19 protein-coding genes and 1 pseudogene are annotated in these 17987 nt (G+C 36.9%); 12 read left to right on the top strand and 8 right to left on the bottom strand.

Annotated elements, in window-relative coordinates; all coding sequences use genetic code 11:
* Positions 1 to 108 precede the first annotated feature (108 nt).
* Complete coding sequence (gene rmf / locus C9J38_RS17165) at positions 109 to 282, top strand: ribosome modulation factor (RefSeq protein ID WP_005367875.1); 174 nt, start codon at positions 109 to 111, stop codon at positions 280 to 282.
* A 317-nt stretch (positions 283 to 599) separates the two neighbouring features.
* Here the strand turns inward: rmf and fabA are convergent, their stop codons facing one another.
* Positions 600 to 1115 (bottom strand): bifunctional 3-hydroxydecanoyl-ACP dehydratase/trans-2-decenoyl-ACP isomerase, encoded by a 516-nt coding sequence (gene fabA / locus C9J38_RS17170; protein WP_107208151.1) that lies wholly within the window; start codon positions 1113 to 1115, stop codon positions 600 to 602.
* 68 nt (positions 1116 to 1183) lie between these two features.
* Entirely contained in the window at positions 1184 to 2917 is a 1734-nt protein-coding gene (locus C9J38_RS17175) for a Lon protease family protein (protein WP_107208152.1), read from the bottom strand.
* A gap of 193 nt (positions 2918 to 3110) precedes the next feature.
* On the opposite strand from C9J38_RS17175, the gene matP reads away from it, so the two are divergent.
* Genes matP through C9J38_RS17190 form a run of 3 tightly spaced genes read left to right on the top strand, consistent with a single transcriptional unit; the run spans position 3111 to position 4387 of the window.
* The gene (matP, locus tag C9J38_RS17180; protein WP_107208153.1) at positions 3111 to 3575 is read left to right on the top strand and encodes a macrodomain Ter protein MatP; all 465 of its coding nucleotides are present in this window, start codon (positions 3111 to 3113) and stop codon (positions 3573 to 3575) included.
* Positions 3576 to 3627: 52 nt separating this feature from the next.
* Positions 3628 to 3933, top strand: a complete 306-nt coding sequence (locus C9J38_RS17185) for a DUF3634 family protein (RefSeq protein WP_107208154.1) — start codon at positions 3628 to 3630, stop codon at positions 3931 to 3933.
* A gap of 55 nt (positions 3934 to 3988) precedes the next feature.
* Positions 3989 to 4387, top strand: a complete 399-nt coding sequence (locus C9J38_RS17190; RefSeq protein ID WP_107208155.1) for a PPC domain-containing DNA-binding protein — start codon at positions 3989 to 3991, stop codon at positions 4385 to 4387.
* A gap of 45 nt (positions 4388 to 4432) precedes the next feature.
* On the opposite strand, the gene C9J38_RS17195 is transcribed toward C9J38_RS17190, so the two are convergent.
* From C9J38_RS17195 to C9J38_RS17205, 3 genes are all read right to left on the bottom strand, one after another.
* Entirely contained in the window at positions 4433 to 4678 is a 246-nt protein-coding gene (locus tag C9J38_RS17195) for a hypothetical protein (protein ID WP_107208156.1), read from the bottom strand.
* A gap of 114 nt (positions 4679 to 4792) precedes the next feature.
* On the bottom strand, positions 4793 to 5230 hold the full coding sequence (locus C9J38_RS17200; protein ID WP_107208157.1) for a hypothetical protein: 438 nt from the start codon (positions 5228 to 5230) through the stop codon (positions 4793 to 4795).
* Positions 5223 to 6017, bottom strand: a complete 795-nt coding sequence (locus tag C9J38_RS17205) for a transcriptional regulator (RefSeq protein ID WP_107208158.1) — start codon at positions 6015 to 6017, stop codon at positions 5223 to 5225. Before C9J38_RS17205 ends, C9J38_RS17200 begins: the two co-directional genes overlap by 8 nt.
* Positions 6018 to 6747: 730 nt before the next feature.
* Between C9J38_RS17205 and C9J38_RS22165 the strand changes: the two genes are divergently transcribed.
* Both C9J38_RS22165 and C9J38_RS21805 read left to right on the top strand, forming a co-directional pair.
* Positions 6748 to 6858 (top strand): single-stranded DNA-binding protein, encoded by a 111-nt coding sequence (locus C9J38_RS22165; RefSeq protein WP_107208159.1) that lies wholly within the window; start codon positions 6748 to 6750, stop codon positions 6856 to 6858.
* A 255-nt stretch (positions 6859 to 7113) separates the two neighbouring features.
* Positions 7114 to 7290 (top strand): hypothetical protein, encoded by a 177-nt coding sequence (locus tag C9J38_RS21805; protein WP_158259520.1) that lies wholly within the window; start codon positions 7114 to 7116, stop codon positions 7288 to 7290.
* A gap of 289 nt (positions 7291 to 7579) precedes the next feature.
* On the opposite strand, the gene C9J38_RS17215 is transcribed toward C9J38_RS21805, so the two are convergent.
* Together C9J38_RS17215 and C9J38_RS17220 are read right to left on the bottom strand one after the other, a co-directional pair.
* A complete protein-coding gene (locus C9J38_RS17215) occupies positions 7580 to 9682 on the bottom strand; it encodes a PAS domain-containing hybrid sensor histidine kinase/response regulator (RefSeq protein WP_107208160.1) in 2103 nt (700 codons plus the stop codon).
* A gap of 12 nt (positions 9683 to 9694) precedes the next feature.
* Positions 9695 to 10858 carry an FIST signal transduction protein gene (locus C9J38_RS17220; RefSeq protein WP_107208161.1) on the bottom strand — a complete coding sequence of 388 codons (1164 nt, stop codon included), beginning with the start codon at positions 10856 to 10858 and terminating at the stop codon, positions 9695 to 9697.
* Between the two features lie 145 nt (positions 10859 to 11003).
* On the opposite strand from C9J38_RS17220, the gene C9J38_RS17225 reads away from it, so the two are divergent.
* Positions 11004 to 11735, top strand: a complete 732-nt coding sequence (locus tag C9J38_RS17225) for an SDR family oxidoreductase (protein WP_107208162.1) — start codon at positions 11004 to 11006, stop codon at positions 11733 to 11735.
* 46 nt (positions 11736 to 11781) lie between these two features.
* Here the strand turns inward: C9J38_RS17225 and C9J38_RS17230 are convergent, their stop codons facing one another.
* Positions 11782 to 12237, bottom strand: coding sequence for a hypothetical protein (locus tag C9J38_RS17230; protein WP_107208163.1), 456 nt, complete (start codon positions 12235 to 12237; stop codon positions 11782 to 11784).
* Between the two features lie 469 nt (positions 12238 to 12706).
* Here C9J38_RS17230 and C9J38_RS17235 point away from each other — a divergent pair, with 469 nt between their 5' ends.
* The 5 genes and pseudogenes from C9J38_RS17235 to uspE form a co-directional block, all read left to right on the top strand.
* Positions 12707 to 15103 (top strand): heavy metal translocating P-type ATPase, encoded by a 2397-nt coding sequence (locus C9J38_RS17235; protein ID WP_107208164.1) that lies wholly within the window; start codon positions 12707 to 12709, stop codon positions 15101 to 15103.
* Positions 15104 to 15325: a cbb3-type cytochrome oxidase assembly protein CcoS gene (ccoS, locus tag C9J38_RS17240; protein WP_107208165.1), complete on the top strand. Its 222-nt coding sequence runs from the start codon at positions 15104 to 15106 to the stop codon at positions 15323 to 15325.
* The gene (locus C9J38_RS17245; protein WP_107208166.1) at positions 15318 to 16001 is read left to right on the top strand and encodes a sulfite exporter TauE/SafE family protein; all 684 of its coding nucleotides are present in this window, start codon (positions 15318 to 15320) and stop codon (positions 15999 to 16001) included. The genes ccoS and C9J38_RS17245 overlap by 8 nt, the downstream gene beginning before the upstream one ends.
* A 74-nt stretch (positions 16002 to 16075) precedes the next feature.
* On the top strand, positions 16076 to 16840 hold the full coding sequence (locus tag C9J38_RS17250) for an FNR family transcription factor (RefSeq protein ID WP_105060229.1): 765 nt from the start codon (positions 16076 to 16078) through the stop codon (positions 16838 to 16840).
* Between the two features lie 271 nt (positions 16841 to 17111).
* A pseudogene (gene uspE, locus C9J38_RS17255) lies at positions 17112 to 17861 on the top strand (universal stress protein UspE); the annotation flags it as partial.
* Positions 17862 to 17987 lie beyond the last annotated feature (126 nt).

Here is a 17987-nt window from a genome sequence, read left to right on the forward strand (position 1 = left end):
TTGATAAATTGTTCGAAATAACCCATTTTTATAAGTGGAGACATAAAAACTCCATCATTATGTAATGATAATGAAAAGTAATATACAGATAAGGATGAGGACCGAACTATGAAGAGACAAAAGCGGGATCGTTTAGAACGTGCGCAGGCTCGAGGTTATCAAGCCGGATTAAATGGCCGTTCTACAGATGCATGTCCGTACCAAGGTACAGATGCCCGTACTAACTGGCTAGGTGGTTGGCGAGACGCTAGAGAAGAGTTACAACAAGGTCTCTACAAATAATAACCTCCCTCATGGTTAACCCTATTCTGCAGCCCCTTAGGAGAAGGGGCTTTTTTATGCATAATAAGAAATGATAGCATTCTTGATTTATCTACTTAAAACATATTACAGAGACTGCAATCAAATGAGTATTAATGGCTATTTTCTTGTTTTTGTGATTGCAAAATAAAGAGTGTTATTATTTTTAATTCGTTGATTTGTCAGAGTCATGTAACGGATAAGTACGTAGAAGAGATACAAGGTTATTATGCTGGTGGATAAAAAAAGCCCCGAGACATAAATGCCTCAGGGCTGAGTATTTAGATTCGCCACACTGATTAGAAATTGTCAGTATCTTTAAAAAGACCCACTTTTAAATCTTTAGCAACGTAGATTTCTTTACCGTCTACCAGTACACGGCCATCAGCAACACCCATGATTAGCTTACGGTTGATAACACGCTTAAACTGAATTTCATAAGTTACTTTTTTGGCTGTCGGGAGAATTTGACCTGTAAATTTAACTTCACCCACACCCAGTGCTCGACCTTTGCCTTCACCACCAGACCAACCAAGGAAGAAGCCTACTAGTTGCCACATTGCATCAAGACCAAGGCAACCAGGCATTACAGGATCACCTTTAAAGTGACAGTTAAAAAACCATAAGTCAGGATTGATATCTAATTCGGCGACAATAAAACCTTTGCCGTGATCACCATCTTTATCGGTGATATTTACGATACGGTCAATCATTAGCATGTTATCTGATGGTAATGATGGGAAGTCAGGACCGTATAGTTCGCTGTTGCCACAAGCGACAAGTTCTTCGTGTGTATAAGAATGCTGGCGTGTCATTAGAATCAATTACTCCTTCAAATGTATGGGAGCAATTTAGCTTACACGTGTAAGCTAAACAACTCGGATCAGTTCTGGACAAACCAGTTAGATATACGTAAACGTATGCGATTTAACAGACCAATCTCATTTGAAAGGTCACCATGGTGGAAATAATCAATTCTTTCTTCAATCAAAGATAAAATCGTTTCATCTTCATCATTCTCGCTACGGAATGGCTTATCCGTTAAAAGAGGGATCGCTTCATCAACGTTCTCTATTGCCCAGATGTGGAACTGCTTCGCTTTTATTGCTTCAATGACTTCATCATTTAAACAAAGGTTACTCAAGTTAGTCTTTGGTAATATAACACCCTGATTACCAGTTAACCCTCGATGAACACACACTTTATAGAAGCCTTCGATTTTTTCATTAATCCCACCTACAGCTTGTACACGGCCAAACTGATCAACAGCACCGGTTACCGCTATTTGCTGATTAATAGGCTGTGAAGATAATGCAGACATTAATGCACAGAGTTCTGCAAGAGAGGCACTGTCACCATCGACTTCAGAGTATGACTGTTCAAAAACAATGGACGCTGAGTAAGGCAGGGCTTGATCTAAATCTAGCGCTGTTGCAACAAACGCTTGCATGATCATCATGCCTTTCGCGTGAATATTTCCGCCCAGTTCAACTTTACGTTCGACATCAGAAATATCGCCGTCACCAAAGTGAACCACACAAGAAATACGAGCCGGTTCGCCATAGGCTGTTGGGTGTCCAGGCATTTCAACCACGGTTAAACCATTAACCTGACCCACTTCTTTACCTTCACTAGCAATCAGGACTTGGCCATGGTGAATATCAGCAATAGCGCGTTCTGGCAAATAAGACTCACGATATTCTTTAGCGCGAAGTGATGCTTTAATATTTGTTGCCGTTAAAACTTTGCCGTCTGTCTCTATACTTGCTTCAGACAATAGATTTAGGTGCCAAAGCAAACAAAGTGGTAAGCGTGTTTGATCTTCAGCATAACGCGCACCTGCACATAGCAGTGCAGTTACAGCGTCCGTATCAGCCAAGTCTGGCAGTTTATGATGAGTAATAATCGCCTTTATATAACGAAGATACTCTTCAAGATTGGATTCGTTTAATAAGAGATCTTGTTCAAATTCACCGTACATAGCAAAACCAGCGGCAAGATCAGGCTCTGCATGATCAAGTTCTGCCATTAAATGACGATCACCAATGATTACAAGTTTTACATTTACCTTCTCAGGCGCAGGTAAGGGGCATAGTACTTTTTTGTTAGCGGCCTCCCAATCTAGCATGCCGTCCATTAGTACGCTTTTTAAACGCGGCCATAACGATGGATTACTGAGAAGGGCGGTGATTGATAAAATCAAATATCCATTATTTGCTTGGTGTAATAAACCATGCTTAACGCTTGGTTTTGCTAAACTATTTGACTCTAGAGCAGGATAGACGGCACCAAATAGTTTTTCAGCAGTAATATCATCACCCGCGATGATGATCGGTTGCTCATTTTCACTCGTTTGTGAGCTAGATGTATTATTACTACTTTGATATTGGTATTTTTTTATGAGTTCAATAATATAGTCACGATACAACGTGTTATCAGGCGCCGTAATACGTAGAATACGAGGCTGTAAATTAAGCGCGCTGAAGCGGCGTACGGCATCTGATAGTCGAGGTTGAAGAGTACCAACTGTCGCGGGTTCAAGATTACTATAATGTTCTAGAGTTGTTTGGTACTGGCTATAATCAGGAAACATTGTACGCCAAGATTCTTCATGCATAAATTTAGCTTTCTATTGTTACTGTGAAAAGGTAAGCAGTATAAAACAATCAAAGAGCTCATAATAGAAACTTATGAGCTATATTTATGTTTCATAAAAACAATCGGTTATTCTATATAGGTGATTGTTATTTAAGAATGTCAGAGTTACACTGTAACGCGTTTTTCGTTGACGATGAGAAAATTGTAATTTTATGAAATATCAGCAGCTTGAAAATCTTGAATCCGGTTGGAAATGGGCTTATTTAGTAAAAAAACACAAGGAAGGCGAATCAATTACACGCTTTATTGATCGCAGTGAAGCAGAAGCTGCTGTTGAGGCTCTTTTCGATATTGAACACGAACCAACAAAAGTGATTGAATGGATCGGTTCAAATATGTCTCCTGCGCTTGAAAATAAATTAAAACAAGCGATTCGAGCAAAAAGAAAGCGCCATTTTAATGCAGAACAAGTACATACACGAAAAAAATCAATCGATTTAGATTTCCGTGTTTGGGAAAAGTTGGCAGAAAAATCGCAAGAGTTAGGTTCTACATTATCCGATACTATCGAATATTTGATCAGTGAAAGTAACCGAACAGAGCGAGCTAACAAACAGGTTAGTGATATCAAGAATAACCTGACAGAACTACTGAACATTGAATCCTTTGATAAATAACGTTTTTTGGTGGTTGCTGTTCTTTTAAAGGTTACGTTTAAGGAGTAAGCAAATGGAATATGTACTTGTTTTAGCAGTAGTTGTTATTTTTATCGTCTTTAAAGATCGTCCTATTATGGTTTTGAAATTTGAAAATGGCGAACTGATAAAAACGAAAGGGAGTGTACCGACTGGCTTTCAAACCGCATGTAAAGAGATCGCACATAAAACACCTTTTAGTGGTCATATCAAAGTTTATAAAAATCGATTCACTACAAAAATTGATTTTTCAAAGGATATTCCAAGTAAAACAAAACAACGTATTCGTAATGTTTTCCCTCATAGCTCTCATTCAACTAAAAAGGGCAAACGTGCTTAATTGGAAGTAAGTGTAATAAAACGTTTATTACACTTACTATTTAAAAGAGTCAATTGTGATTATTCCATACGCGTTTCGATTAACCCAAGGTAAAGATCTTAAAAAGAGTATTCTGCACTTTGTACAAGACAATAAGATCCAAGCAGGAAGTTTACTTTCAGGCATTGGTTGTTTGTCTAAAGTGAATATACGATTGGCTGATGAATCTAAGACAATAGAGGTTTCTGGCCCTCTGGAAATTCTTACATTATCAGGAACATTAACACCACAGCATGTCCATCTTCATATTTCGGTAGCTGATAAAAAAGGGCAGGTAATAGGTGGCCATCTTGTTGATGGAAGTATTGTTTCTTATACTGCAGAAGTTTGTATTGCGAGTTATACAAATTTATCATTTAACCGAGAGTATGACGAATCAACACGATTTGATGAGCTGAAAATTTGTGCAAAGTGAAGCGAATAATAACAAGTTAAAGATAAGTTTAACTTGTTATTAAATCTACTTTAATGCATCTAATAACTCTTCTTTACTTTTGATATAAGATGAAAACTTTTGCTTTAATTCCTGAAGTTCACTCTCTGCTTTTATTCTTTTTAGTCGTTCATCTTCTAATTGTTGACCTAAATCTACGGCTAAATAGCCACCTTTTATCAGCGCTTTGGTTGTAACATTACTATTCGTTAATGATTTAAGAGACTCAATCATATAATAATGCTTATCTATATCACGGATTGTTATTGCCATTAGGTACTCCTTAACTCTCTATAATATATCAACTTTTAATCAAAACGTCACCATCCTAGCGCACTATAACTTAGTGTTATTAACTAAAAATAAACCGGCAAACACCGGCTTATTTTAGCGTATCTTTTGACCTAATAGTAGGCTACTTAGGTAAATAGACTTACCTGAAGCTAGCTCTAGAATACCTCTGTCATCGGATATATAAACAGCTTCTTTTGTTCGAAGATAATCAATATAGAAGTTACTAAAAGTGAAATCGACTTCACGACTTTTATTTAATTGCTTAACACCAAAAGTGTAATAATGATTTTGAATTTTTAAAAATACACCACTAAATAAAGATGATGAAATAACTCGATTTTCTTTATCTTTTCTAATTGTATTAATCTTAATTCGCCCATCATTTAGGTCAACCTTTATAATTTCAGAGCCAAAAGCAGGGTATTCCTTAGTAAATAAATATGCCGACTGTGTGCTGACAGCATTAAAAATCGCTTGGACAATAATAAACAATAGAGCTAGGAATATGCCAAGGAAAGCTTTTTTAAGCATCGCACTGCTCCTGGTTCACCTGTGAAGTTAAGTCAATATAGTGCTCATTATGCACACCTATTAATTTATAACGCTCACACAATCCACCGATAGGGAATGCATACCATTGACTTATATCGCCTGCTTTATAATCAATGATTGCCTGTGTAACAGGATTTGGTAATTCAACGCCATTATAATTAACAGATATACCATCAACATCAGTTGTATTAACAAAAAATAAGTACTGGTAACAGACAAATAAAGTAGCTAAAAAGAAAAAGCAAACAATCAGAAAATCAAATAGGCTGAATGTATTTAATTTATTGAGTAAGCTGAATTTTTTTTTCTTCTCAGTAATTACTGGTTTATCAATAATGCTTTCTTGATGCTCTTCTAATTCTAACTTTTCTGCAATTTCATGAGCTTCTATATGTTTACTAATATCTTCAGACAGAGGCGGATGAGAACCATCATCAAGCAGAGAGGTTTCTCTAATTGAGTAACCAAGTTTTGGCTCGGTTGTGATGATATTATGCTCACCGATTTTACTAAATGAAGTGCGAAGGTTTTTTATCGCTACAGTTAACGAATTATTCGTTACTACTTTTCCTTGCCAGCACTCTTTTAGTAATGTCTCTCTATGTACAGTATTGTTTGCGGTGTTTGCTAATAAAGCAAAGATATGAGTCTCTGAGCGTGAGACTTTTAAAACCGCATTATCACTTATACGGGTGATCGTTCTTCGCGAATAATCAACATCAAAACGACCAAAACGTTCTATTCCGTTGTTTACTTCATCGTTCATTATTTACTTATCAATAATAGAGTTGTCAAAGGGGATAACTACTCAAAAAGAGAGGCTATTTTATACAAAAAAGGTATCGAATTCTATATTGATGCAACTATATGCTTGGCATATTATCATTTGTATATAAATTCTTCTGTTTTTTAATCAAATTGATAGTGAAAACGACTTAGTTAGAAGCTTTAAATGCTATAAGTGACGGTGTAACTATTTTGTTTAAAGGTTATATCAGTGTAACTCTCTGTTTAATTAGCCATTAATCAGTTGAAAGAAGAAAGCTTGTTTTTATTCGTTCGATAGTATTGAAGAAACATCAACAACATATTGAGTTATATCCATGTACACATGAATTTAGCGACTACATGGTCGAATTGGTTGGAGAATTTAAACCAAGTAATTACAAAAAGCGACCAAGTTAAATAACATCGTAGTTATGTTTTCCTATTTAAAAATGTCCTCATTATTATCTGATTAAAGGTCTCCTTTAAGGTAACTCTAGTTGGGATAAATTGGGTTATAGAGTAGGGAAGTCACGGTTTCTTCTTGGTGTTAGAGGTGAACGTTATAGGGTGAATAAGTGCGGGATTAATGGTTTTAAATTGCCGTACTGCTTATTCGTTTTGTTTTTCTGGTTGCATTTCAGCTCTTTCGTTTGAGAAAATTTAACTACCTTATCTAAGCGTTTGTTACTCACCATCAGACCTTGGGTTACATTTTCTAGTTTATCAAAATGAAATTAATCTTATCTGAAGAAGAGCAAGCTTACAAAGCTGGACTTTATACATTAGATAGATCGAGCTTTACCGTTATTAATTTTTGGTCTCTAGAGCTTAAACGCTAGGGATTGAAAATTGTTGTAGTGTTAGTCGCTTGGTTTAACTCGGATATTATCATTAATAGATGCTGACCAAGAAATCATTGAAAACTACAAATCAATTCTGGTGAACTAACAATGACAACTAAAGTGTGCCAATATTTTTCTTACGATAAAGTTAACCACAAGTTCAAGCTTAAACTTTAATTTATACTTTCAAATATCACAGCCGAGAATGTAGAAGATGTACAGCGCAGCACCAACGATACATTTAAAATCGGCATGTGGTTTTTATCAAAAGTTATTGAAGGACATCAGTTTGAAATTTGCGGGCCATTCGAGTCTGCCGATGCAACAATGAAGTTTGCACATGAGCATCATGGAATTACAAGTTACCGAGGTACGCCTGAATTTGATGATGGTATGGACGAGCTACTTGAAGCACTTAAAACTCAGTAACCAACAAAGCTACCAAGCCAAATCACCATCATTTCAACATTATTCTTAAGTGCGCATTATGTATATTATGTTAAATAAGGTGTCGAGGTAACTATATATGATCTTGTTTTTCCTACTTTGTATCTAACATCTCTACTCTGCTTGTGGGTTGATTATTGTATTTAACAGTATTGGCTATTTACCATAAAATAGGTAATTAACATCAATTTTAAATACTGCTGCAAATGTTCAGTTTGCCTTGTACTTAAAGCTTGCTGTTAATTACTAGAGATTCGATTAATACGAATCTCTAAATCGTACTTTCTGATTGCTGGTTTTCTTTAAGTTCTTGGTATTTTTCCAGCAACGCATCTAGCTCGTTTGAACAGATTGGTTTTGCTAAAAAGCCATCCATACCAATATCATGATAAATTTTCTGGTCACTTTGCATCGCGTTCGCGGTTAATGCGACGATTGGAATACTAATTTTTCTCTGTCTAAGTTGTTTTGTTGCTTCTAAGCCATCTAAGATAGGCATAGAAATATCCATTAGCACTAAATCAAACTTATTGTGACCCTGTAACAGTACATTTATCGCTTCCTTTCCGTTGTTAGTTATCGCAACTTTATGTCCTCGCCGCTCTAACATCAACTTAGCAACCAACTGATTGGTGTTACTATCTTCTGCTAATAAAATATTTAAAGAGCAATCCGATTTATTTTTAAATTTAGTGTCAGCTTCACAACTCTTCAATGATGGATAAATAATAGGAATAGAAATTTTAAAACAACTTCCCGTTCCTAATTCACTTTCAAGTGATATTGTTCCGTTCATCTTTTCGATCAAATGCTGGCTAATCGCCAAGCCCAAACCTGTGCCGCCATAACGACGTGTGATACTTCCATCCGCTTGATGAAATGGATTAAAGATATTTGCTTGTGCATCTTTAGCAATACCAATGCCGGTATCGATGACTGCTATTTCAATGTTATCGTCAACTTTACGAGCAACAACGCGAACCGAACCAATACTCGTAAATTTAACGGCATTGCCGATTAAATTAAATAACACTTGAGCAATTCGATTTTTGTCACCGTAGATTTGTTTAGGGATCGCATCGTCAATTTCACATTGAAATTGAACATTATTTTTAGTTGCTTGTGGTGCCAATTGATCAGAGACAAGCCTTATACTTTCCACAACATTAATATCACTATTGAAAAGCCTAAAACTCCCCGATTCTATTCTTGATAAGTCTAAGATGTCATTGATAATCGTCAGCAATAAATGTGCTGATTGGTCCATCTGTGATAACCAAAGATTTTGCTTATTATTCAAGCCAGATAAAGATAGCGATTCCATTAAACCTAATACTGCATTAAGTGGTGTTCGTATCTCATGACTCATCATTGCGATAAATTGAGATTTAGCTTTGTTGGCTGTTTCTGCTTGCTTTTGCGCTTCCTGTAAGTCAAATAAACGTTTTTTTCTGCTCGTTATGTTTTTAGCTGTTCCGCGAAATCCTTGTAGTTTTCCATACTTATCAAAATAAGGGGTGCCACTAAAGCTGTACCACTGCTCAGTATTATCAACGCTAAGATTCCATTCTACGTCTTCAAAGACAACTTGCTGCGAGAGCTTATTCGTCATTTTTTGTTGGAACAGTGGGTAGTTATTAAAGAATTCTATAAAGTTATCACAGGCAATTTGTGTATTAGCGACTTGAGGTTCTGAAATATAGGTAAAGTTATAATCAACATCAATTTCCCAAAACCAATCACCTGCTGTTTTGGCAAAATCTTTAAATCGTTGCTGACTAAATGTCAGTTGTTGAGTTCGGGCTGCCACTAAAGATTGCAGCCGTTCTCGATAATCTATATCGATGATCGCACGTGCAAGTAATGGTCTAAATCTATTAAGCACTCGCCTGCATCTTGGTGTGAACTGACTTTTATCGTGGCTCATTAAAATCATAACAGCATCACTTGAGCTTACTTTAACCCCCGTTAATAATGCCGAACTGTAGTCATTTAATGCTTCAATCGATTGCGTACTAAATTCAACAATATCTTTAGGAGAATATAGTGCAATACATTCACCATTGATCGCTCGTCTAAATGTACTTTCCATAAGCCAAGAGTTTGTACTAAAACGATTATCAGTACTGACCAGCACATCAAGCAGCTCTTGCTCGTCTTCTCTAGTAAGAACTAGCGCTTGATCAAAACCAATAAACTTGCGTAGGACTTCTAATAAGCTATTGAATACTTGACGTTTATCATTCGCACCCGCCATTGCCGAGATGCCTTCTAAGATGGCTTCATTCTCATCTTGTAATTGGCTTTCTCGTTCTTGACTGCGTAATAAATCAATGACTGTTTCTTGTAGCTTTTCAGATTCAGAACTTATCATAGTATTAACAACCTACCCTTTATGAAAAATAGCTGCTGAAATCATTAAGTTACCGTGCGCATTTTCACCACTGATGAATTGCCCCTGCTCACCAAAGGTAAATGGCGAAACATAAGGCTTATTTAACATTGCAATATTTACACCGCTAGCAACATCATCCATACGATTTTTTATTTTTAACATGCATCCGGCACAAAAAATCGTAATGCCACCTATTGGATTAAGCTTATTACCATTTGATGCTTTAACTACCCGACTTGCTCTAGAAATCAGTCGTTCATCAGTGCCGTTCATAAAGTACAAGCGATCCCCTTGCTTTACTTCAGCAAACATTTCGATGCCCTTGCGTTGTGTAATATGTGCAGGATGAGCTAATTTAAAATAAGGTAAATCAAAATATTCTCCAGCAAAACGCCCTAAAGGATTTAAACTGCTTTCACTTATTATGTTGCTGTTGGTATCAAATGGAATCTTCATCCATTGTTGATAGACATCCGCTGCGGGTTTATTATCGAGCTCTATAACTTCTCTATGTTCAACTTTAGTGGCTATTGCTGATAAGCCTGTACTAGCATAACCTGAATGAAATGAAAGGCTTACTTCGCAGGTCGGATAAAAAACAGCGATACCAATCCCCTGACCTGTTTGTTGTTCAACATTAAATATTTGCCATTTCTCTGCAATGAAATCGTCAGCAGCTGAGCCGCCAATAATAGGAACGGTACAGCCCAACTCTTTTTCTATTCCTTGAATAATTTGTTCTTCGTAACCCGGTGTTGCATGTAATAAAATGAGTGATGGCAACTCGCCAACTCGACCGCTATTATGAATCGCTTTTAATGTTGCTTGCCTTGCCATTTCATAAGGCGTCTCAAAATTCGAAATAATGGCCGTGCCATATGCTCCGTGATAATCATTAATTGCCCATAATGCTAAACCTGTTCCACTAAAATAGCCTTCATTTGTCATAAAGCCCTGACATGACGTACAACCTAAAATAGCGGTATGGGGAAATGACTTTTTGAGTTCGGCTTGGAAAATATTGATGTCATAATTTTCAGAATAATAGATAAGCAGCAAAGAAGGAGTTGCAATTTTTAGATTTAGCTTATCAATAGCCTCATTAATAGCTTCGAAAGATGAAGATTGTATTGAGTAACTTGTTGTTATATCCATATCAATAGACTCATCCTTGAATTAACTCATGATTAATATTATCAGTTATTTGCACATTTTAAGTCAGAATTTTACCTACCTCTTATTAGATTAGCTTATCTTATCGTATCATGATGCAAATATTTGTAAGCTAAGGATTATTAAAGTGGATTTAAGCTTAAATAAAATCGTTATTGTCACCGGTGGTGCTAATGGTATCGGCAAAGGGATTTGTAAATATTTGGCACAAAAAAACGTTATCGTTATCGCATTAGATATCAATGAACAAGCCGGATATGATTTAGTCAATGAAGAACCACGTATTCGGTTTCGTTTAACGGACGTTACTCAAATATCGGATATTAAAAACACGTTAGATTGGGTGAAATGTCAATTTGGAAGACTAGATGGTCTCATCAATAATGCTGCTATTTCCAACCCTTACAATACTCCCTTACACCAATTACCGTTAGATGAATGGCACCATATTTTAAATGTTAACTTAACATCCCCTTTAGCCATGAGTCAGCAGTGCCTACCTTTACTTACTGAAAGTAAAGGACATATTATTAATATGAGCTCAACAAGATATCTACAGTCTGAACCAAACACTGAAGCTTACGCTGCAAGTAAAGGTGGATTGGTATCATTAACTCATGCACTCGCTGTGAGTTTATCTCCCAATATAAAAGTAAACTGTATTTCACCGGGTTGGATTCATACAGATACGAGTCAATTACGAGGTATCGATCATCAGCAGCACTTGTCTGGACGAGTTGGAAATGTCAATGATATTGCTGAAATGGTTGATTTTTTACTTTGTAGCCAAGGTTTCATAACGGGGCAAAATTTTGTTGTGGATGGCGGGATGACAAAGAAAATGATTTATTGCGAGTAAATAGCACTTCAGTAAATGTTCATATTAAGAAGTGCTATTTCTAATATTATTTAGTAACGGTAAATTGGGCAATCATTGTCGTGTTTTTAGCCGTTATATCTATTTCCCAAACCATTGAGTTATGTGTACATGCTGGAACGGTAAACTCTCCCACCCAAGTGTTCTTATTATGCTGCGTAAATATAATGGGTACCGTTCCCATATTCATTGAAACACCTGAAGCAGTAGCTGACGGTTTAACATCCATGTTGGTTATTTGTAATAGAATTGGTGCTTGTGCAGATATTTTTTTTGTTAAAAGCTGTACATCAACGTTCTTATCATCTAACAAATACTGACAATTTGTTGTGTCTAATTGACATATTTTCACTCCATCTTTAAGACTATCTTCACCTTCGGGAGATGTATATGTCACTGTTCTCCAAAAAAAAGCTGAAATCAATATAGTCATTAACACTATTATTTGGATTAAACGACCACGGGTTAGTTTTTCTGCTGCCATATTTTACAAATATTCCTGTGTTACAGAGCTCAAAATTCTCACATACTGTTACTTAAGCGTAAATGTAATGTGGTCACCCCACTCTGAAAAATGTGTTAGCTCAAGTATTATGAGAAATGAAAATGCCACTTCTACAAAAAAATAGCAATTTGAATCTTGTTTTGATGAGTAATCAGAGGAGCAAGGTCGAATGTCAACATTTTTGGGGATATGGATTACTATTATTAATGTAGTTCGTTCTCGTTTTCGGTAGGTTGATACTTTAAATATTAATGCGAATATACGAATTATTCCGGATAAAGATATTAGCCAAATGATCATGACCTACGTAAAAGGTACTTATCACACCGGAATCTTTAATTGGCCCATGGTTAGTTGATATTGAACCTTTTAAAAGTGATTGGAGTTTACAAGGACGTGTAGACGTACCATCACCTTCTCCGACTTCGTTGTACGGGCAGAGTAAGGAATGACAATAGAAAAACATGTTCATGATGAGTGCTACCACTGCGGTGATCCTGTTCCTAGTGGTTGCCAATTTGAAGTCGAAATATTAGGCCAACTTCGATCTATGTGTTGTCCTGGCTGTGAAGCCGTTGCAACAACGATTGTTAAAAGTGGCCTTACTTCGTATTACGAGTACCGAACTGAGCCTGCCGAAAAAGCCGATTTAGTCCCCGAACAGTTTAAGTCTCTGTCCCTTTATGATCACGCAGATATTCAGCAAGATTTCGTACGAACGACAGATCAAAATTTCAGTGAGGTGTCCCTTTCTGTTGAAGGTGTCTCTTGTGCTGCTTGCGCATGGTTAATTGAAAAGCAATTAGTACGCGAAGATGGTGTTATTTCCATTCGTGTAAATACTACGACCAATCGTGCATTGCTCGTTTGGGATACTGAAAAAGTACAACTCAGCCATTTATTAACGGTTATCCATAATATTGGCTATCAAGCATCACCCTTTGAAGCTGATGCTCAAGAGCTACAATACCACAACATAATGAAGCAATATTTGTATAAGCTAGGTATTGCGGGCATTGCTACCATGCAGGTGATGATGCTTGCATTTGCGCTCTATTTTGAAGTCTTTGGCGATCTAGATAGTGAGTTTAAAAACTACCTCCGTTGGGTAAGCCTAATTTTTGCCACCCCCGTTTTACTCTACTCAGCACTCCCTTTTTATATTAATGCATGGAGAAGCCTAAAAGCCTTCACATTAGGGATGGATGTGCCTGTTTCAATCGCTTTATTGTTTGCTTACGGTGCAAGTTTATACGCAACTGTTATGGAAAAAGGCGAAGTATTCTTTGAATCCATTTCAATGTTTACGTTCTTTTTACTATTGGGTCGATTCTTAGAAATGCGTGCCCGTCGACAAGCAGCGGCCGCCAGTGCAAATTTGTTAAAACTCATACCAAATATGGCTACGCTTGCTAATGGTGAACAAGTTGCAGCAAAAACGCTTAAAATAGGTGACGTTGTCACTATATTGCCTGGGGAGCATTTCCCTGCAGATGGTGAAATAAATAAAGGATTAACAACCGTTAATGAATCCATGTTAACGGGAGAGTTAGTGCCTGTCACTCGCGCGATTGGAGATAAGGTGTATGCAGGGACGATTAACGGTGATGCCAATGTCACAATGACAGTTACAGTCAATAGAAATGACTCACTTATTTCTAATATCGTACGCTTGCAAGATGAAGCTCAACTCTCAAAACCTAAAGTGGCAGAGTTAGCCGATAATGTAGCTCGCTATTTTGTTGCTGCAATACTGATTATCGCAGCTAGCACTTGGTATTATTGGCATCAAAATCAACCTGATGATGCATTATGGATCACATTAGCTGTCTTAGTTGCCACCTGTCCGTGTGCCCTATCATTAGCCACACCAACGGCTATTACCTGTTCAACGTCTACACTTAGTAAATTAGGGATATTGCTTCGTCAAGGGCATGTATTAGAAACGCTATGTAACGTTAATCGACTGGTATTAGACAAAACAGGCACCTTAACTGAAGGTAACATTCGCTTAGTTGAAACGCGTACATTCGGAAACATAGAGCAAGACAAAACGTTGATGATTGCTGCTGAATTAGAGCGTTTCGCCAATCACCCTATTGCTCAAGCTTTTAGCCAATATCGCCTACAAAGCGTACTTTTTGATAAGGTCGAGAATGTGATTGGTTGTGGTTTGAAAGCAACGCTGAATGGTGATGAGTGGCGCATTGGTAAATATAGTTTTGCTCTTGATATTGAAAATAATCAATCGTTTAAAAATAGTAATGAATTCTCGGTATGGTTAACTTGCAATCAGCAACCTATTGCAGCATTTAAATTAGACGACCCAATCCGTCAAGAAAGCGCTCTTTTAGTTAAACAATGTCAGCAACATGGTATTAACGTAACAATGTTAACGGGTGATAATACTGTTCATGCCAATAACGTTGCTAAACAACTGAATATTGATGAGGTTATAGCTAACCAAACACCACAAGGAAAGTTGGCGTATTTGAACGAATTATTAGCAGATGACGTAGTATTAATGATAGGTGATGGTGTCAATGACGCCCCTGTTCTCGCAGGCGCTCACCTTTCTGTTGCTATGGGTGGTGGAACAGATATAGCTAAATCTTCAGCAGATATGGTACTAGTTGGCGATAAATTAGAACGTATCTTAGAAGCCCGTACTTTAGCATTGAAAACTCGAAAAATTATTCGAGAAAATTTATCTTGGGCGCTTGGCTATAACTTGATAATCCTACCTCTGGCTATTTCAGGACTGGTGGCGCCCTATTTTGCCGTTGTCGGTATGTCAGCAAGCTCGATCATTGTTGTATCAAATTCTTTAAGGTTATTAAAATAAATGGAAAGTCTTTACATATTAATACCTATCGCTATTGTTTTTGTCTGTATTGCTATCGGTATATTTTTATGGGCAGTGAAAAGTGAGCAATTTGATGATTTAGAGCGTCGTGGATATGATATTTTGTTCGACGAAGATGATACCAAACATAAAAACACAGTTTCCAATTCTGAATTAATAGAAAAAAAGCCAAGTAACGATCAAGATAGCAATAATGGTTAATTTAGATTTTTATGCTGCCTTTTTAATCGGCTTAATGGGCGCTGGCCATTGCATTGGTATGTGTGGTGGTGTTGCTGCTGCGATCACAATCGGTATGCCAGAAAACACAAAAAACAGTAAACGTTGGATTTATCTATTAAATTATAATTTTGGAAGATTAGTCGCTTATACAGTTGCGGGGGCAATTATAGGCGCAATGCTTGCGAGTATTGCTACCATTAATGGATCTAATAGCCCATTGATATTCATGCGCTTTTTAGCAGCAATTATGATGATTATTTTAGCGTTATATATTGGCCAATGGTGGTTTGGGTTAAACAAAATTGAACGTGTTGGGCAAGTGGTATGGCGATATATCTCACCACTAGCCTCATCATTTCTTCCCCTTAAATCACCGATAAAAGCTTTGCCATTTGGTTTTCTCTGGGGCTGGCTACCTTGCGGTTTAGTTTATTCAACTTTAACATGGGCAGCTGTTTCTGGAAGTGCTCTAAATGGTGCAATAGTAATGCTTGCTTTCGGGTTAGGTACATTACCTGCAATGTTAGCGGTTGGCGGTTTTGCGACACAGTTAAAAATATGTCTAAAGAACCTCTATTTTAGGCGTGTTAGTGCATTATTATTAATGGTTTATGGCATTCAAACTGGTTATATAGCAATCAAACAAATATTGTGACCTTTTTATTACTCGTAATAATGCTTCATAATATGTTAAAATATTGACCTACATCAAATTGGTTAGACAGGCATATGATTTCAGACAAGCTTACAACAAAACGTATCCAATCAGGTGGGTGTGCAATTCACTGCCAAGATTGCAGTATTAGTCAGTTATGCATTCCTTTCACGCTGAATGAGTCTGAGCTAGACCAACTGGATCAAATCATAGAACGAAAAAAACCGATCCAAAAAGGTCAGGAGCTATTTAAAGCAGGTGACGAACTAAAATCGTTATATGCTATTCGTTCTGGCACCATTAAGAGCTACACCATTACCGAACAAGGTGACGAGCAAATTACTGCCTTCCATCTTGCAGGTGATTTAGTAGGTTTTGATGCGATCAATGAAATGCAGCATCCAAGTTTCGCTCAATCACTTGAAACATCAATGGTGTGTGAAATCCCATTTGAAATCCTTGATGATCTTTCTGGTAAAATGCCAAAGCTTCGTCAACAAATCATGCGCTTAATGAGCAATGAGATTAAAGGCGATCAGGAAATGATCTTGCTGCTTTCTAAAAAGAATGCTGAAGAACGTCTTGCCGCTTTCTTATATAACTTATCACTACGTTTTTCTCAGCGCGGTTTTTCTCCACGTGAATTCCGTTTAACAATGACACGCGGTGATATTGGTAACTACTTAGGCTTAACGGTTGAGACTATCAGTCGTTTATTAGGGCGTTTCCAGAAATCTGAGATGTTAAGTGTAAAAGGTAAATACATTACAATTATTGATCACGATGAGTTAGCTCGTCTTGCTGGTGTGGCTAAAAGTAACACATTACCTCCACAATAATCGTTTTAGCCCTATCCTTTTTAAATTTTAAAGCATCGTTTATACGGTGCTTTTTTATTTCGCTAATCCGCTATTTCTTATATTTATTTGTCCAGCGTATCAAAGTTTACATAATTTTCTCTATTATCGTTCCCATATCTTTCTATTCTAGGTTACAGTATTTATAAGGATTTATTTAATCTTTTGATATCTAAGTACATAGCCGTTGTTATACCTGTTTTAAATTCAACTTATCAAGAGATTGCCTACACAGTTGTGTAAAGGAGGCATTATGCAAAAGTATAAAAATATATTAGTCGTCGCAGATCCTGAAAAAGAACAACAACCAGCGATCTCGCGCGCTGTTCATCTTGCTAAAATGAGCAAAGATGTAAAAATTATTATTTTCTTAGCTATTTATGATTTCTCTTATGAAATGACGTCAATGTTATCATCAGACGAACGTGATGCTATGCGTCGCGGTGTGGTAATGCAGCGAGAAGAGTGGTTAAAGGAAATCATTCAGCCTTACTTAGAAAAAGACGTTGATATAGAAATTAAAGTGGTTTGGCATAATCGTCCTTATGAGGCCATCATTGCTGATGTATATAGCCAAGACATTGATTTACTTATCAAAGCCACTCATGAACATGATCGTTTAGGCTCTGTGATTTTCACACCAACAGATTGGCATCTGCTTCGTAAATGCCCTATTCCTGTACTTTTAGTTAAAGGTAATAACTGGCCTGAGCACGGCAAAGTATTAGGTTGCGTCAATATCTCTACCGATGATGAAACTCACGAGGAGCTTAACGAAAAAATCGTCAAAGAATCATTTGCGTTTGCTTCTATCGCTAATGCCGAAGTTAATTTAGTTAATGCTTACCCTGCAACACCGGTAAATATTACGATTGAATTACCTGAATTTGATCCTGCTAGTTATACCGATGCTGTACGTGGGTATCACCTAACGACGATGAAAGCACTCCGTCAAAAATATGGAATTAGTGAAGAGCAAACTCATGTGCTTGAAGGTTTACCTGTAGTGGTCAACAAATACTAGCCACGGTTTTAGAGGTTAACCAATATAATCGTTCTGATTCATTCGGTGTTAATCCGCCATTATATTGATGTGGTCGTAATTGGCTGTAATAACCAATAATATATC

It is taken from the genome of Photobacterium sp. GB-210, assembly GCF_003026075.1.
Classification (GTDB): Bacteria; Pseudomonadota; Gammaproteobacteria; order Enterobacterales; family Vibrionaceae; genus Photobacterium.

Bases quoted from the DNA above. Each gene is read 5' to 3' on its own strand.
- rmf (WP_005367875.1), top strand. From the start codon at position 109: ATGAAGAGACAAAAGCGGGATCGTTTAGAACGTGCGCAGGCTCGAGGT.
- fabA (WP_107208151.1), bottom strand. From the start codon at position 1,115: ATGACACGCCAGCATTCTTATACACACGAAGAACTTGTCGCTTGTGGC.
- C9J38_RS17175 (WP_107208152.1), bottom strand. From the start codon at position 2,917: ATGCATGAAGAATCTTGGCGTACAATGTTTCCTGATTATAGCCAGTAC.
- matP (WP_107208153.1), top strand. From the start codon at position 3,111: ATGAAATATCAGCAGCTTGAAAATCTTGAATCCGGTTGGAAATGGGCT.
- C9J38_RS17185 (WP_107208154.1), top strand. From the start codon at position 3,628: ATGGAATATGTACTTGTTTTAGCAGTAGTTGTTATTTTTATCGTCTTT.
- C9J38_RS17195 (WP_107208156.1), bottom strand. From the start codon at position 4,678: ATGGCAATAACAATCCGTGATATAGATAAGCATTATTATATGATTGAG.
- C9J38_RS17200 (WP_107208157.1), bottom strand. From the start codon at position 5,230: ATGCTTAAAAAAGCTTTCCTTGGCATATTCCTAGCTCTATTGTTTATT.
- C9J38_RS17205 (WP_107208158.1), bottom strand. From the start codon at position 6,017: ATGAACGATGAAGTAAACAACGGAATAGAACGTTTTGGTCGTTTTGAT.
- C9J38_RS22165 (WP_107208159.1), top strand. From the start codon at position 6,748: ATGAAATTAATCTTATCTGAAGAAGAGCAAGCTTACAAAGCTGGACTT.
- C9J38_RS21805 (WP_158259520.1), top strand. From the start codon at position 7,114: ATGTGGTTTTTATCAAAAGTTATTGAAGGACATCAGTTTGAAATTTGC.
- C9J38_RS17215 (WP_107208160.1), bottom strand. From the start codon at position 9,682: ATGATAAGTTCTGAATCTGAAAAGCTACAAGAAACAGTCATTGATTTA.
- C9J38_RS17220 (WP_107208161.1), bottom strand. From the start codon at position 10,858: ATGGATATAACAACAAGTTACTCAATACAATCTTCATCTTTCGAAGCT.
- C9J38_RS17230 (WP_107208163.1), bottom strand. From the start codon at position 12,237: ATGGCAGCAGAAAAACTAACCCGTGGTCGTTTAATCCAAATAATAGTG.
- C9J38_RS17235 (WP_107208164.1), top strand. From the start codon at position 12,707: ATGACAATAGAAAAACATGTTCATGATGAGTGCTACCACTGCGGTGAT.
- ccoS (WP_107208165.1), top strand. From the start codon at position 15,104: ATGGAAAGTCTTTACATATTAATACCTATCGCTATTGTTTTTGTCTGT.
- C9J38_RS17245 (WP_107208166.1), top strand. From the start codon at position 15,318: ATGGTTAATTTAGATTTTTATGCTGCCTTTTTAATCGGCTTAATGGGC.
- C9J38_RS17250 (WP_105060229.1), top strand. From the start codon at position 16,076: ATGATTTCAGACAAGCTTACAACAAAACGTATCCAATCAGGTGGGTGT.